Genomic DNA, 15309 nt, shown 5'->3' on the forward strand with positions numbered 1-15309 from the left:
CTTGCGCCGAGCGGATGGTGGCGTGCGACGATCCGAGACGGGCTTTTCGTCTGGCCGCGATCCGGACCGGATCGGGCGCGCTCCGCCTCCTGCGACTCGCGGGGCTTGCACTCCGTGCCCGCTTCGCGTTGGAAGCTCTGCATGGCCAAGATTCGTGTTGATCAGTTGCTCGTCGATCGCGGTCTCGTCGAAAGCCGCACGCGCGCCCAGGCGCTGATCATGGCGGGGTTGGTCTTTGCAGGTGAGCGCAAGATCGACAAGCCGGGGCAGGCGATCGCCGACGATGTCGCGCTGGAGGTGCGCGGGCGCGATCATCCCTGGGTGTCGCGCGGCGGGATCAAGCTCGCGCACGGGCTGGATAAGACCGGCTGGGACGTGACCGGCATGGTCGCGATCGACGTCGGCTCGTCGACCGGCGGTTTCACCGACGTTTTGCTCCAGCGCGGCGCGGCCCGCGTGTACGCGGTCGACAGCGGCACCAACCAGCTCGCGTGGAAACTGCGGCAGGACGACCGCGTCGTCGTGCTCGAACAGACCAGCGCGCGCATCCTGACCGAAGCGCACATCCCCGAGCCGGTCGATATCATCGTGTGCGACGCGAGTTTCATCGGGCTCGCCAAGGTGCTCGAATGCCCGATTACCTTCGCCAAGCCGACCGCCCGCCTGCTCGCATTGATCAAGCCGCAATTCGAGGCCGGGCGCAGCGAAGTGGGGAAGGGCGGGGTGGTGCGCGATCCCGCAATCCACTCGCGGGTCTGCGGCGAAGTGTCGGACTGGATCGTCGCGCAGGGCTGGCGCGTCGATACGCTGGTCGAAAGCCCGATCACCGGGCCGGAGGGTAATATCGAATTCCTGATTGCCGCAACGCGGGACAATGCGCCTGCGACGTCATGAAAATTTACCGAACATCGCGCGCGTGCAGCCTCTATAGTGCCGCACGGATTCACCGGAAGGGGCATCGGCTTTGCGCGAAGTAGCATCGAAGCAGCAATTGCAATGGGCGTTCCTGCGTTGGGCGGTGGTGACTGTGCCGTTCGTTGTGCTGTGCGGGTTCACCGCGGCGCGCCTCGCGCCGTCGGGGTCGGACAATCTATGGTACGCCGCGATCATCAAGCCGAGCGTGACGCCCCCCGACTGGCTGTTCCCCGTTGCCTGGACGCTGATCTACATCCTGCTTGGCCTGTCGCTGGCGGTGATCCTGCACGCGCGCGGGTCGCGCTTTCGGGGGCAGCGATCGCGCTGTTCCTGGTGCAACTGGCGGTCAACCTTACCTGGTCGCCGGTCTTTTTCGGAATGCACCAGGTAACCGTGGCGCTCGGCATCGTGGTGGCGATGTTCGCGCTGACGCTTGCGATGACCTTCCTCTTCGCGCGAATCCGCAAGGGCGCGGCTTTGATGCTAGTGCCGTATCTCGCCTGGTTGCTCTTTGCCGGGTACCTCAACTATCAGATCATGGTGCTCAACCCCGGCGCGGAGACCCTTGCGCCGTCTTCCGCCAACGCCCAAATCATCAAGCTCTGAACTCGACTGGAATTATCGCCATGCAAGCCGACAACAAGATTTTCGACGATCTCGTGAAATTCATGAACGGCGCGGCCGGAACGCTCGCCGGCGTGGGTCGCGAGGCTGAGGCTGGTGCCCGCGCGCGCGCGAAGGAATGGATCGGCGGGCTCGATTTCGTCAGCCGTGAAGAATTCGACGCGGTCAAGGCAATGGCAGCGGCGGCGCGGGACGATGCCGATGCGCTGCGCGCCAGGCTCGACGCGCTCGAAGCAAAGAGCGCAGGCTGACCGCGCCCTTGTCCACAGGTTTTTCTGCGGGGCCGGGCATCCGGTCCTTGCCTGCGTGCCGTGTTCGCGCCACGATTTGGCGCGATACGGTGCGTGGAGGCACGTTGTGATGCTCGACGAAGCCGATTTCGACCGCGAAGATGCCGCGCCGATCGACATGCTCGAAAGCTATTTTGCGGCGCATGGCTGGGATCATGAGCGGCAGGACGATGAGGTCGTCGCCAAGGTCAAGGGAAGCTGGACGCAATATGAGCTCCGCGCGCTGTGGCGTGAGGAAGACAGCGTCATCCAGTTCCTCGCTTTCCCCGACATTCGCGTCAGCGACGATCGGCGGGTCGCCATCTATGAAGCGATCGGGCTGATCAACGAGCAACTCTGGGTCGGCCACTTCGAACTGTGGTCGTCGAGCGGGATCGTGCTCTATCGCCATGCTGCGATGATCGATGGCGACGGCGGCACCATGTCGCTGGGCGCGGCCGAATTGCTGGTCGAAAGCGCGATCGACGAATGCGAGCGCTTCTACCCCGTGTTCCAGTTCGTTTTGTGGGGCGGCAAGACGCCTAAGGAAGCGCTCGCCGCAGCGATGACCGAGACGCAGGGCGAGGCGTGACGGACGCGCCGATGCGCATTGCGCGCGTCTGGATGATCGGCTGCGGCAATATGGGCGGCGCGATGCTGCGCCAGTGGATCGCGAGCGGGACGCTGAGCGGCGATGCGGTCGATATCGTCAATCGCGCTGACCGCGTGCTGCCGCCCGGCGTGCGGCAGGCGCGCGATCTGCCTACAGGTCCGCTGCCCGATGCCGTCATTCTGGCGATGAAGCCGCAGCAACTGGACGACATCGCCGCGCGCTTCGCCGATCGCCTGGCCGATGTGCCGGTGCTGATCTCGATCCTCGCTGGCGTTGAGGAGGACGCGCTCGCGCGCCGGTTCGGCGCTGGTGCAATCGTCCGGGCGATGCCTAATCTGCCGGTCGGTATTGGCAAAGGTGTGGTCGCGCTCGACAGCAGCAGCGCATCGCCCGCCGTGCGCGATGCGGTCGCTGCGCTGATGGCCCCGCTCGGGTTGGTCGAATGGGTCGCCCCGGCGCTGTTCGATGCAGTGACGGCGCTTGCCGGCAGTGGGCCGGCGTTTCTCTATCGTTTCATCGATGCGCTGGCCGCTGCCGGCGTTGCGCAAGGATTGCCCGCCGATCAGGCGCAGCGCCTCGCGCTCGCGACGGCCGAGGGGGCTGGGCTGCTGGCGGCTGCGGCCGATGTCGGCCCGGGCGAACTCGCCGACCGCGTCGCCAGCCCTGGTGGATCGACGCGCAAGGGGCTGGATGTGCTGGACGCGGGCGGTGCGCTCGCGGCGCTGCTGACGGAGACGATTGCCGCCTCCACCCGCCGCAATGCGGAGATGGCCGCGGCGGCGCGGGAGTGAAGTAGGGGGGGCTCTGTTCCCAGCCCCGTTCGTCCTGAGTAGCGATTGAGCGAAGTCGAAAGCGCGTATCGAAGGATGGGCCACTAACCCTGTCCTTCGATACGCGTCTTTGACACGCTCAATCGCTACTCAGGACGAACGGCTGGGTAGGAGGTAGGATCAGGCGCTAAGCCTCAGTCCCGCAAACCCGACAGCCGTGCCAGATCGGCCTCGCCGATCATCCCCTCCAGCACCGACCAGAAGCCGCTGACGGCGTTCTGCCCCGCGCGGGCATAAGCGTTGGCCCAATGCTGCCGCACGGTTTCGAACAGCTCAACTTCCAGTTCGACGCCCGCCGACGACAGGCGCAGCAGGCGCTGCCGCCGATCGCGCTCGCCGATCCGGGTTTCGACCAGATCGCGATCGACCAGTTCGTTGAGCACGCGGCCGAGCGATTGCTTGGTGATGCCGAGCAGCCCGAGCAGCGCGCTGACCGTCAGATCCGGGTGCCGGGCGATGAAATACATCGCGCGGTGGTGCGCGCGGCCCAGGCCCATTTCCGCCAACCGGGTCTCGGTCGACCGCGCAAGCGTGCTTTGCGCGAAATACATCAACTCCATGCCGCGCCGGATTTCGGTTTCGCGGAGGAAGAGCGGTGAGGCGGAGGCGATTGCTGTTGCCATTGTTGACCGCGTTTGACGCCTCCCGTACACCCCTTCAACCCCAAAATTTGTAACAGATTGTCGCACATGCTGAACGTGTCCCGCGCTACCGACTCCGGCCCCGCCGCCCGCCACGGCTCGGTCTTCGCCGTGGAGCAGACGGCGACGCCGGTGGCGGTGAACGAACGGGCCGCGCTGCTCGCCAATCCCGGCTTCGGGCGCGTCTTTACCGATCACATGGCAACGATCCGCTACAGCGAGGCAAAGGGCTGGCACGACGCCAAGATCGTCGCGCGCGCGCCGTTCCAGATGGATGGCGCATCGGCGGTACTGCATTACGCGCAGGAGATTTTCGAAGGGCTGAAAGCCTATCGCCTGCCCGACGGGGGTGCCGCGCTGTTCCGGCCGGAGGCGAACGCCGCACGGTTCCGCAAGTCGGCGGAGCGCATGGCGATGGTGCCGCTGCCCGGCGAACTGTTTGTCGAATCGGTCCGCGCGATCGTGCGGCAGGAGGCCGACTGGATCCCTGACATCGACGGCGGCGCGCTGTACCTGCGCCCGTTCATGATCGCGAGCGAGGTGTTCCTCGGCGTCAAACCGTCGACTGAATATCTCTACGCCGTCATCGCATCCTCGGTCGGGGCCTATTTCAAGGGCGATGCGCCTGCGGTCACGCTGTGGGTATCGCAGGAATACACCCGCGCCGCGCCCGGCGGCACGGGTGCCGCAAAGTGCGGCGGCAATTACGCCTCCAGTCTGATCGCGCAGGCCGAGGCGACGCGGCAGGGCTGCGACCAGGTGCTGTTCCTCGACGCGGTCGAGCGCCGCTGGATCGAGGAACTGGGCGGCATGAACATCTTCTTCGTGTTCGACGACGGCAGCATCGCCACGCCGCCGCTGACCGGCACGATCCTGCCCGGCATCACGCGTGATTCGCTGCTCACGCTCGCCCGCGACATGGGGCTTACCGTGCGCGAGGAACCCTATGCCATCGACCAGTGCCGCGCCGATGCGGAAAGCGGCCGGCTGCTCGAAGCGTTCGCCTGTGGCACCGCCGCCGTCGTAACGCCGATCGGCACGATGAAGATGAAAGGCGGCGACTTCCGGATCGGTAGCGGCGGCCCCGGCCAGACCACTGGACGCCTGCGACAGGCCCTGATCGACATTCAGCGCGGCCACGCACCGGACACGCACGGCTGGCTCGACCGCGTAATCTGACGCTGTCCACGGGGGAAGTTGCGGAAAAGCGCCATTCCCCCTTTTCAACCACGCGCGAGCACCCTAAAGCCCGCGCTCCCGGTCTCGCCGGGATGTTGGGGCGTCGCCAAGTGGTAAGGCAGCGGCTTTTGATGCCGCCATTCGCAGGTTCGAACCCTGCCGCCCCAGCCAAGCACATTGGGATTCTCAGCCGATGTTGCTCTAAGTAATTGAAATCGCTGACCAACGTAATTGGTCAGCCGATAGGCGCCATCCTGATTGTGCATCAGGTTGTGCCAACGCGCTGTCCGGAAAGGTCAGTGCGTGGATTGCCTCCAACATGTCTCTCGGCATGGCCACATTTTCTGGTGGCGGCGCATGCACCGTTTGTTCAATGAATCTGTGGTCGATGTCCGGCTGTCGCTAAAGACGGGCAATCGGACCGAGGCGCGGAACCGGGGTGCGGCGCTTACCGCATCCACGAAGCGGGTGGTAGAAATGCTGAACGAGCGCGCGAGAGCAGGAGACCAACATCTTCTGAAGACCTCGAAGCGACGAGCGGCCCATCCCTTCAAAGATCGGCATGGGTGCTCCGACCCAACAGTTTATATTCGCGCCGATTTGAGCGCGCCCAAAATCGGTCAACCGTTTAGTTCTGGCTGACGGCTGGAAAGAAGGCGCCAACCGTCAAACCGCTTTCGCTCATGATCCGATACACGGCAAGCTTGATCGTGGGTAGCGGTTGGCGGTGGGGTTATACCGAGCTTCTACATAAGCGGCGGATTCAACGCATACCGCGCGGTGGGGTTTACCGCGCGGCAAATCCTGGATCAGAAGTTGAAGCGAAGGCCGCCGTTGATCGTGTAGCTCTTGATCCCCGACCCATCGTTCACATTGCCGACGACGAATGCGGAGACCCGGCCGCCATTGGCGCTGCCCATCACGCCGACCGAGTAGCGCATCGCGTCCTTCCACGTGTTCGTGTCGAGCACGAAGGTCGTCACCGGCGCGCCAAAGGTGAAGGAGGAACTGTCGCCGCGCGACCAATTCTCCATCCGGGCGACGCTGGCAAAGGGTTCGAGCTTCACGCCGGTTTCGCTACCGCCGCGATACGATACGCGAAGCCCCGCCTGGCCGATCTTGGTCTTGTCCCCGCCGGGCGTGTACGCCGACAAAGCGTCGATGGTGATCGGATCGATCTTGCTGTCGGCATAATTGAAGCTGGCGAAGGGCGTAGCCGCCAACCCAGTCTTGCCGCCCACGCGATACGACGCGCGGAACGAATAGGCCATCGCGCTGCCGTCGAGCTTCTGCGTACCCGCGGTGCCAAAGAGTGACGGGAGCGCCAGCGTGTAATGCCGCCATTCCTTGCGCACCGTTCCCTCGACCGAAAACGCCCCGTTGCCGAGCGTCAGATACCCGCCGAGGAACGGCGTCTCGACCTTGATCCGCTCGCTGCCCGAGACCGGGGTCGCGCCGTCATACCAGCCGCCCATCACCCCGACATTGAGGTTCAGACCCTTTCCACCCAAGTTCAGGAAAGCGAGGTCGCCGCCGATCTGCGCTGCCTGATGCTCGAAACGGACGACCGGTGACCCGGTGTAGGTGACGCCGCCGCCCGAGAGGGTCGAGGCGATCGTCTGCTTGGTATGGCCCGTGCCGACCCGCATCCACATGCTGAGCCGCACCGTACCCGCCGGCGCGTCGGTCCGGTTCGTGACGAACGGGCTGATCGGATCGTCGAGCAACGCCGAGGCAGCTTCCGACATATAGCTCAGATAGCCGAGCGACGTGGCGACCGGGTTGATCGCCTGCAACACACCGAATTGCGACGCGTTCGACGGATTCTGCGCAAAGCTTTCCAGAACGAAACCGGTCGTCGGGAAAACCGTGTTCGATGTGAAGGTCGTGCTCGCCGCACCGCCCGTCACGGTGACGATCGGCACGAAGCCACCGGGAACGAAGTTGACCCCGCCAAGCCGGTTCAGCGTCACGGTGGTGGTGCCCGACGCGGTGCCGCCGATCACCAGCCGGTCGGCGCTGTTCGTCGCCGTGCTGTAATCGGCGAAGAACCGCCCCCCGCTGCCGGTGTAATTGCCCACAACCGTGACGACATTGGTGGTGAGGTTGTTCTGCGCGTTGATGATCCCGCTGTTGGTCATCGCGCCGTTGGTGGTGAACGTCCCGGCGCCGTTGAACGCAATTCGCCCCGAGTTGATCGTGTTGCCAAGCAGACCGAAGGTCGCAGCGGGGGCCAGATTGATCGTGCCGGCGTTGTTCAAATTGCCGGAAAATACGGACGATCCGGTCAGGTTTGCCGAGCCCGTCGCAGCATTGGTGAAGGTCGACGTGGCAACGGTAGCCCCGCTGACATTGACCGCCCCGTTCAGCGTGCCGGCATTGGACAGCGTGAAGGCGCCGGAGTTGAAGCTGCCCACCACGGCGTTGGTGCCGCCGCTGATCGTGCCGGTGTTGTTGATCGCGCCGGTGCCATTGCCCGTCGCCACCAATTGCACGCCCGTGATCGTCCCGGTGATCAGGCCGGCATTGTTGACCGCCAGCGCACCGGTCGTGGTGTTCATGGCGACGCCGAGATCCGGGTCGATCTTGCCGGTGGCCGCCACGTTGAGCGTGATGTTGCCCGCCGTTGAGGATGCGCGGACACCGGCATTGCCAGCGCCGGTTGCGATGACCTCACCCGCCACGTTGATCGTCGTCGCGCCGGTCGAAATGCCGCTATCGGTGCGGATCCCGAAGCCGTTGGTTCCGGTGATCACCGAGGCGGCATTCTGGTTGATGGTGATCGTCCCAGCGCCCGCCCCCTGCAACTGGGCATAGACGCCGGTCCCGTTCGAGGCGGATACCCGCGCGTTGGCGTTGATCACGACGCTGCCGGACCCCACGGCGTTGCCAACGATCCCCAGATTGCCCCCTGTGACGGCAGCATTGGTCGTGATCGTGGCAAGCCCATTGGTCGACTGGGCCTGAACGCCAACGCCTTTGGCGATAACCGTGCCGCCGGTCGTGATGGTGACGACCCCGGCACCGCCCGCCACGCCGCGAACGCCATCGCCGCCGGTGCTGGTCACAGAGCCGGTCGGCGCGATCGTCACATTGCCGCTGCCGCTCGCGCCGGAGATGCCGAGCCCACTCGTGCCAACGACCGGGCCAGCGCCAGAAATCGTTACGGTGCTGCCGGTCGAGCTCGCGAAAACGCCATTGACCGATCCCGTTACCGCGCCCGCAATCTGCACGTCGATCGCCCCTGCGCCGGAAATGGCGCGGATCCCGTCACCGGCAGTACCGGTCGCGGACCCGCTGGTTGCAGCGACCTTGATCGCACCGGCTCCGGATGTTGCATTGACGCCGTCGGTACCGCTCACGCTGCCCGCTAGCGTGACGGTGGCGAGACCGTTCGACAATCCACTGTTGGTCAGGACTCCGGCACCGCCCGTCGCGGTGATCGTCTTGCCCGCACTAACGGTTACGTCGATCGTCCCGGCACCTGCCACAGGGTTGCTGTTCACGGCGATCACGCCGGACCCGGCGGTGGCCGTCACGTTCCCGCCGACCGTGACGGATACGGTGCCGATGCCGTTGTTCTGCGCAAGTATCCCGTTGGTGCCCGAAATGGCCCCGCTGGTCGTCACCGCTACATTGCCCGCGCCACCGGCCTTGGTCTGCTGCGCGATGATCGCGGTAGCACCTGTCGAGCTGACGTTGCCCGTAGTCACCGAGACGTTGCCGCCGGTCGACAGTGCGAAGATGCCGTTGCCGCTGGTCGCGCTGACCGGGCCGACCGTCTTTACCGTCGTGTTGCCTGAACCGAAATTCTCGGCATCCACGCCAAATCGTGCGATAATCGCCCCGTTCGCGGTGACATCGACATTGCCGGTGGCACCGGTATTGAACAGCGCAGCCACCGTCCCGGCGTTGCCCGCCTGCACATTGCCGTTCGTCACCGCGGTCACATTGCCGGTCAGCGACTGGCTCTGCACGTCGATGCCGTTCTTGCCTGCGGTCAGTGCGCTCACCGCGCCGGTCGTGACGCTGACGTTTCCGCCGAGCGCGGTATCGCGAACGACGATGCCATTGCCACCCGTCGAGCTGCTTGCGCCCGAGAGGGTGACGGTCGTGGTACCTGCGCCATTATTGAGGATGTTGGCCGCGTCGCCGCTACCCCCGACAAACCCGGTGCCGGTCACGCCGATATTGCCCGCGCCGATCAGGCTCAGGCCGAGCGTCCCGCCGGTCACCGTGTTCGCGGCGTTGACGCTCACTGCGCCGTTGCCTGTCACCTTGATCCCCTCGGCCGACGTGCCTGTGACGGGACCGGCTGCGGTGATGCCGATCGCACCGCTGCCTGCGTTCAACGCCACGATCCCGGTCGTGCCCGAGACAGTGCCCGCACTGATCGTGATCGCGCCCGCCGCGCCCGCCTTGGTCTGCTGCGCGATGATCGCGGTGTTGCCGGTCGAGCTGACGTTGCCGGCCGTCACCGCGACGTTGCCGCCGGTGGCGAGCGCGAAGATGCCGTTGCCGCTGGTCGCGGTGACCGGGCCGACCGTCTTCACGCTGGTCGAGCCCGCGCCGAAGTTCTCGGCATCGACCCCGAACCGCGCATCGATCGAGCCGTTGGCGGTGACATCGACGTTCCCGGTCGCGGCAGCGTTGAGGATCGCCCCGACCATCCCGGCATTGCCCGCCTGCACATTGCCGTTCGCCACCTCGGTGACGTTGCCGGTCAGCGACTGGCTCTGCACGTCGATCGCGTTCCGGCCCGCGGTCAGTGCGGTGACCGCGCCGGTGGTCACGCTGACGTTCCCGCCCGCCGCCGTGTCGCGGATGATGAACCCGTTGCCGCCGGTCGAGCTGCTCGCGCCCGAGATGTTGACGATCGTGGTGCCCGACCCGTTGTTGAGGATGTTGGCCGCATCACCCGTGCCGCCGACGAACCCGCCGGTGCCGGTGACCAGGATGTTGCCAGCACCACCGGTCCCGCCGATCAGCGAGAGTCCGCGCGTTGCGCCGGTCACGGTGCCAGCGACGCTGACGCTCACCGCATCGCGACCGGTCACCAGAATGCCCTCGGCGCTGGTACCGGTCACCGTGCCGGTGGTGGTGATGCCGATCGCACCGCTGCCTGCGTTCAACGCGACGATCCCGGTCGTGCCCGAGACGGTGCCCGCACTGATCGTGATCGCGCCGGTGCCGACCGCCTTGGTCTGCTGTGCGATGATCGCGGTGTTGCCGGTCGAGCTGACGTTGCCGGCCGTCACCGCGACGTTGCCGCCGGTGGCGAGCGCGAAGATGCCGTTGCCGCTGGTGGCGGTGACCGGGCCGACCGTCTTCACGCTGGTCGAGCCCGCGCCGAAGTTCTCGGCATCGACCCCGAACCGCGCATCGATCGAGCCGTTGGCGGTGACGTCGACGTTACCGGTCGCTGCGGCATTGAGGATCGCCCCGACCATCCCGGCATTGCCCGCCTGGATATTGCCGTTCGCCACCTCGGTCACATTGCCGGTCAGCGACTGGCTCTGCACGTCGATCGCGTTCCGGCCCGCGGTCAGTGCGGTGACCGCGCCGGTGGTCACGCTGACGTTCCCGCCCGCCGCCGTATCGCGGATGATAAACCCGTTGCCGCCGGTCGAGCTGCTCGCGCCCGAGATGTTGACGATCGTGGTGCCCGACCCGTTGTTGAGGATGTTGGCCGCATCACCCGTGCCGCCGACGAACCCGCCGGTGCCGGTGACCAGGATGTTGCCAGCACCACCGGTCCCGCCGATCAGCGAGAGTCCGCGCGTTGCGCCGGTCACGGTGCCAGCGACGCTGACGCTCACCGCATCGCGACCGGTCACCAGAATGCCCTCGGCGCTGGTACCGGTCACCGTGCCGGTGGTGGTGATGCCGATCGCACCGCTGCCTGCGTTCAACGCGACGATCCCGGTCGTGCCCGAGACGGTGCCCGCACTGATCGTGATCGCGCCGGTGCCGACCGCCTTGGTCTGCTGTGCGATGATCGCGGTGTTGCCGGTCGAGCTGACGTTGCCGGCTGTCACCGCGACGTTGCCGCCGGTGGCGAGCGCGAAGATGCCGTTGCCGCTGGTCGCGGTGACCGGGCCGACCGTCTTCACGCTGGTCGAGCCCGCGCCGAAGTTCTCGGCATCGACCCCGAACCGCGCATCGATCGAGCCGTTGGCGGTGACATCGACGTTCCCGGTCGCGGCGGCATTGAGGATCGCCCCGACCATCCCGGCATTGCCCGCCTGGATGTTGCCGTTCGCCACCTCGATGACGTTGCCGGTCAGCGACTGGCTCTGCACGTCGATCGCGTTCTTGCCAGCGCTGAGTGCGGTGACCGCACCGGTGGTCACGCTGACGTTCCCGCCCGCCGCCGTATCGCGGATGATAAACCCGTTGCCGCCGGTCGAGCTGCTCGCGCCCGAGATGTTGACGATCGTGGTGCCCGACCCGTTGTTGAGGATGTTGGCCGCATCACCCGTGCCGCCGACGAACCCGCCGGTGCCGGTGACCAGGATGTTGCCAGCACCACCGGTCCCGCCGATCAGCGAGAGTCCGCGCGTTGCGCCGGTCACGGTGCCAGCGACGCTGACGCTCACCGCATCGCGACCGGTCACCAGAATGCCCTCGGCGCTGGTACCGGTCACCGTGCCGGTGGTGGTGATGCCGATCGCACCGCTGCCTGCGTTCAACGCGACGATCCCGGTCGTGCCCGAGACGGTGCCCGCACTGATCGTGATCGCGCCGGTGCCGACCGCCTTGGTCTGCTGTGCGATGATCGCGGTGTTGCCGGTCGAGCTGACGTTGCCGGCCGTCACCGCGACGTTGCCGCCGGTGGCGAGCGCGAAGATGCCGTTGCCGCTGGTCGCGGTGACCGGGCCGACCGTCTTCACGCTGGTCGAGCCCGCGCCGAAGTTCTCGGCATCGACCCCGAACCGCGCATCGATCGAGCCGTTGGCGGTGACATCGACGTTGCCGGTTGCAGCGGCGTTGAGGATCGCCCCGACCATCCCGGCATTGCCCGCCTGGATATTGCCGTTCGCCACCTCGGTCACATTGCCGGTCAGCGACTGGCTCTGCACGTCGATCGCGTTCCGGCCCGCGGTCAGTGCGGTGACCGCGCCGGTGGTCACGCTGACGTTCCCGCCCGCCGCCGTATCGCGGATGATAAACCCGTTGCCGCCGGTCGAGCTGCTCGCGCCCGAGATGTTGACGATCGTGGTGCCCGACCCGTTGTTGAGGATGTTGGCCGCATCACCCGTGCCGCCGACGAACCCGCCGGTGCCGGTGACCAGGATGTTGCCCGCCCCACCGGTCCCGCCGATCAGGCTCAGCCCGCGCGTTGCGCCGGTGACCGTGCCAGCGACGCTGACGCTCACCGCATCGCGACCGGTCACCAGCATGCCCTCGGCGCTGGTGCCGGTGACCGCGCCGGTGGTGGTGATGCCGATCGCACCGCTGCCTGCGTTCAACGCCACGATCCCGGTCGTGCCCGAGACGGTGCCCGCACTGATCGTGATCGCGCCGGTGCCGACCGCCTTGGTCTGCTGTGCGATGATCGCGGTGTTGCCGGTCGAGCTGACGTTGCCGGCTGTCACCGCGACGTTCCCGCCGGTGGCGAGCGCGAAGATGCCGTTGCCGCTGGTCGCGGTGACCGGGCCGACCGTCTTCACGCTGGTCGAGCCCGCGCCGAAGTTCTCGGCATCGACCCCGAACCGCGCATCGATCGATCCGTTGGCGGTGACATCGACGTTCCCGGTCGCGGCGGCATTGAGGATCGCCCCGACCATCCCGGCATTGCCCGCCTGGACGTTGCCGTTCACCACCTCGGTCACATTGCCGGTCAGCGACTGGCTCTGCACGTCGATCGCGTTCCGGCCTGCGGTCAGTGCGGTGACCGCACCGGTGGTGACGCTGACCCCGGTGCCTGCCGCCGTGTCGCGGATGATGAACCCGTTGCCGCCCGCCGAGCTGCTCGCGCCCGAGATATTGACGATCGTCGTGCCCGACCCGTTGTTGAGGATGTTGGCCGCATCGCCGGTCCCGCCGACGAACCCGCCGGTGCCGGTGACCAGGATGTTGCCAGCCCCGCCCGTGCCGCCGATCAAGCTCAGCCCGCGCGTCGCGCCGGTCACGGTGCCAGCGACGCTGACGCTGACCGCATCCCGACCGGTCACCAGCATGCCCTCGGCGCTGGTGCCGGTGACCGTGCCGGTGGTGGTGATGCCGATCGCACCGCTGCCTGCGTTCAACGCCACGATCCCGGTCGTGCCCGAGACCGTGCCCGCGCTGATCGTGATCGCGCCCGCTGCGCCCGCCTTGGTCTGCTGTGCGATGATCGCGGTGTTGCCGCTCGAGCTGACGTTGCCGGCCGTCACCGCGACGTTGCCGCCGGTGGCGAGCGCGAAGATGCCGTTGCCGCTGGTCGCGCTGACCGGGCCGACCGTCTTTACGCTGGTCGAGCCCGCGCCGAAGTTCTCGGCATCGACCCCGAACCGCGCATCGATCGAGCCGTTGGCGGTGACATCGACGTTGCCGGTTGCAGCGGCGTTGAGGATCGCCCCGACCATCCCGGCATTGCCCGCCTGGATATTGCCGTTCGCCACCTCGATGACGTTGCCGGTCAGCGACTGGCTCTGCACGTCGATCGCGTTCCGGCCAGCGGTGAGCGCGGTGACCGCGCCGGTGGTCACGCTGATCCCGGTCCCCGCCGCCGTATCGCGGATGATGAACCCGTTGCCGCCGGTCGAGCTGCTCGCGCCCGAGATATTGACGATCGTCGTGCCCGACCCGTTGTTGAGGATGTTGGCCGCATCGCCCGTCCCGCCGACGAACCCGCCGGTGCCGGTGACCAGGATGTTGCCAGCACCACCGGTCCCGCCGATCAAGCTTAGCCCGCGCGTTGCGCCGGTGACCGTGCCCGCGACGCTGACGCTCACCGCATCGCGACCGGTCACCAACATGCCCTCGGCGCTGGTGCCGGTGACCGCGCCGGTGGTGGTGATGCCGATCGCACCGCTGCCTGCGTTCAACGCCACGATCCCGGTCGTGCCCGAGACCGTGCCCGCACTGATCGTGATCGCGCCGGTGCCGACCGCCTTGGTCTGCTGCGCGATGATCGCGGTGTTGCCGGTCGAGCTGACGTTGCCGGCTGTCACCGCGACGTTCCCGCCGGTGGCGAGCGCGAAGATGCCGTTGCCGCTGGTCGCGGTGACCGGGCCGACCGTCTTCACGCTGGTCGAGCCCGCGCCGAAGTTCTCGGCATCGACCCCGAACCGCGCATCGATCGAGCCGTTGGCGGTGACATCGACGTTGCCGGTCGCGGCGGCATTGAGGATCGCCCCGACCATCCCGGCATTGCCCGCCTGGATGTTGCCGTTCGCCACCTCGGTCACATTGCCGGTCAGCGACTGGCTCTGCACGTCGATCGCGTTCCGGCCCGCGGTCAGTGCGGTGACCGCGCCGGTGGTCACGCTGACCCCGGTGCTGGTGGCGACGTCGCGCACCACCACACCTTGCCCCCCGGCGGCGAAGATGTTGCCTGCGGTGATGTTGATCGACCCAACCCCGCCCGTGAGCTGCGCGGCGAATGCGTTGGCGATCGCGTTGTTGACGATATCGCCACCGGTATAGACGATCGGTCCGCCGACCGCACTCAGGGCCAGCGCTGCGCTTCCGCCCGCACTGGGGATATTTCCGGCATCGACGCTGATCGTACCATTATTGATGACCGTGATCCCGCCGCTACCGGCGTTGGACACCGCGAGACCGTTTCCGCTGACGGTCGCGCCCGGATCTACCGTCACAACCACAGGCACGGGCAAATTGGCGTTATAGTTCCGGTCGTTGGGCGTATTTGTCGGGAAGGTGGTGTCGGTCGTCGTGGTGTCCGAACACGTGACGGTGGTGCCGCCGACAACACATTGCGCCCAAGCATTGGCCGGGGCGAGGAAAAAGACGCCAGCGACGGTGGCGGCGGCGACCTTGGATTGCAGGGTCAGCCGACTCACGTGCGACTGCAGGTCACGACGAATCGCCGTCTTGGTCTTCCGAATCGAACCCGTTTTGCCAAGGTTGTCGGAAGAGTTCTGAGCACGATTCATTTTATTTCCCCTATAGTTAGAAACTATACGGGGGTGGTTCAAAAAGAATTGAGACTCGCCCACCCCTCTGATCGATCCCTGCGCCCATGTAACTTGGTTCAATTCGTGAGTATACGTACTTTACCGAGGTTATAT

7 protein-coding genes, 1 tRNA gene and 1 pseudogene are annotated in these 15309 nt (G+C 66.4%); 7 read left to right on the forward strand and 2 right to left on the reverse strand.

Annotated elements, in window-relative coordinates; translation table 11 throughout:
* Positions 1–141: 141 nt before the first annotated feature.
* From AB5I39_RS14635 to proC, 5 genes and pseudogenes are all read left to right on the forward strand, one after another.
* The gene (locus AB5I39_RS14635) at positions 142–894 is read left to right on the forward strand and encodes a TlyA family RNA methyltransferase (RefSeq protein ID WP_404368378.1); all 753 of its coding nucleotides are present in this window, start codon (positions 142–144) and stop codon (positions 892–894) included.
* A gap of 70 nt (positions 895–964) precedes the next feature.
* Positions 965–1521 (forward strand): annotated as a pseudogene (locus AB5I39_RS14640) (TspO/MBR family protein).
* Between the two features lie 20 nt (positions 1522–1541).
* A complete protein-coding gene (locus AB5I39_RS14645; RefSeq protein WP_404368381.1) occupies positions 1542–1790 on the forward strand; it encodes an accessory factor UbiK family protein in 249 nt (82 codons plus the stop codon).
* 109 nt (positions 1791–1899) lie between these two features.
* Positions 1900–2400: a YbjN domain-containing protein gene (locus AB5I39_RS14650; RefSeq protein WP_404368383.1), complete on the forward strand. Its 501-nt coding sequence runs from the start codon at positions 1900–1902 to the stop codon at positions 2398–2400.
* 11 nt (positions 2401–2411) lie between these two features.
* Positions 2412–3212, forward strand: a complete 801-nt coding sequence (gene proC, locus AB5I39_RS14655) for a pyrroline-5-carboxylate reductase (RefSeq protein WP_404374173.1) — start codon at positions 2412–2414, stop codon at positions 3210–3212.
* 173 nt (positions 3213–3385) lie between these two features.
* Here the strand turns inward: proC and AB5I39_RS14660 are convergent, their stop codons facing one another.
* Positions 3386–3874: a MarR family transcriptional regulator gene (locus tag AB5I39_RS14660; protein ID WP_404368386.1), complete on the reverse strand. Its 489-nt coding sequence runs from the start codon at positions 3872–3874 to the stop codon at positions 3386–3388.
* A 129-nt stretch (positions 3875–4003) separates the two neighbouring features.
* Between AB5I39_RS14660 and AB5I39_RS14665 the strand changes: the two genes are divergently transcribed.
* Entirely contained in the window at positions 4004–5071 is a 1068-nt protein-coding gene (locus AB5I39_RS14665) for a branched-chain amino acid aminotransferase (RefSeq protein ID WP_404374175.1), read from the forward strand.
* Between the two features lie 96 nt (positions 5072–5167).
* Positions 5168–5242, forward strand: a tRNA-Gln gene (locus AB5I39_RS14670).
* A 638-nt stretch (positions 5243–5880) separates the two neighbouring features.
* Here AB5I39_RS14670 and AB5I39_RS14675 read toward each other — a convergent pair.
* Entirely contained in the window at positions 5881–15081 is a 9201-nt protein-coding gene (locus AB5I39_RS14675) for a hypothetical protein (RefSeq protein ID WP_404368389.1), read from the reverse strand.
* Between the last annotated feature and the right edge of the window lie 228 nt (positions 15082–15309).

Origin of the sequence: Sphingomonas sp. MMS24-J45, assembly GCF_044881195.1 — a bacterium.
Classification (GTDB): Bacteria; Pseudomonadota; Alphaproteobacteria; order Sphingomonadales; family Sphingomonadaceae; genus Sphingomonas.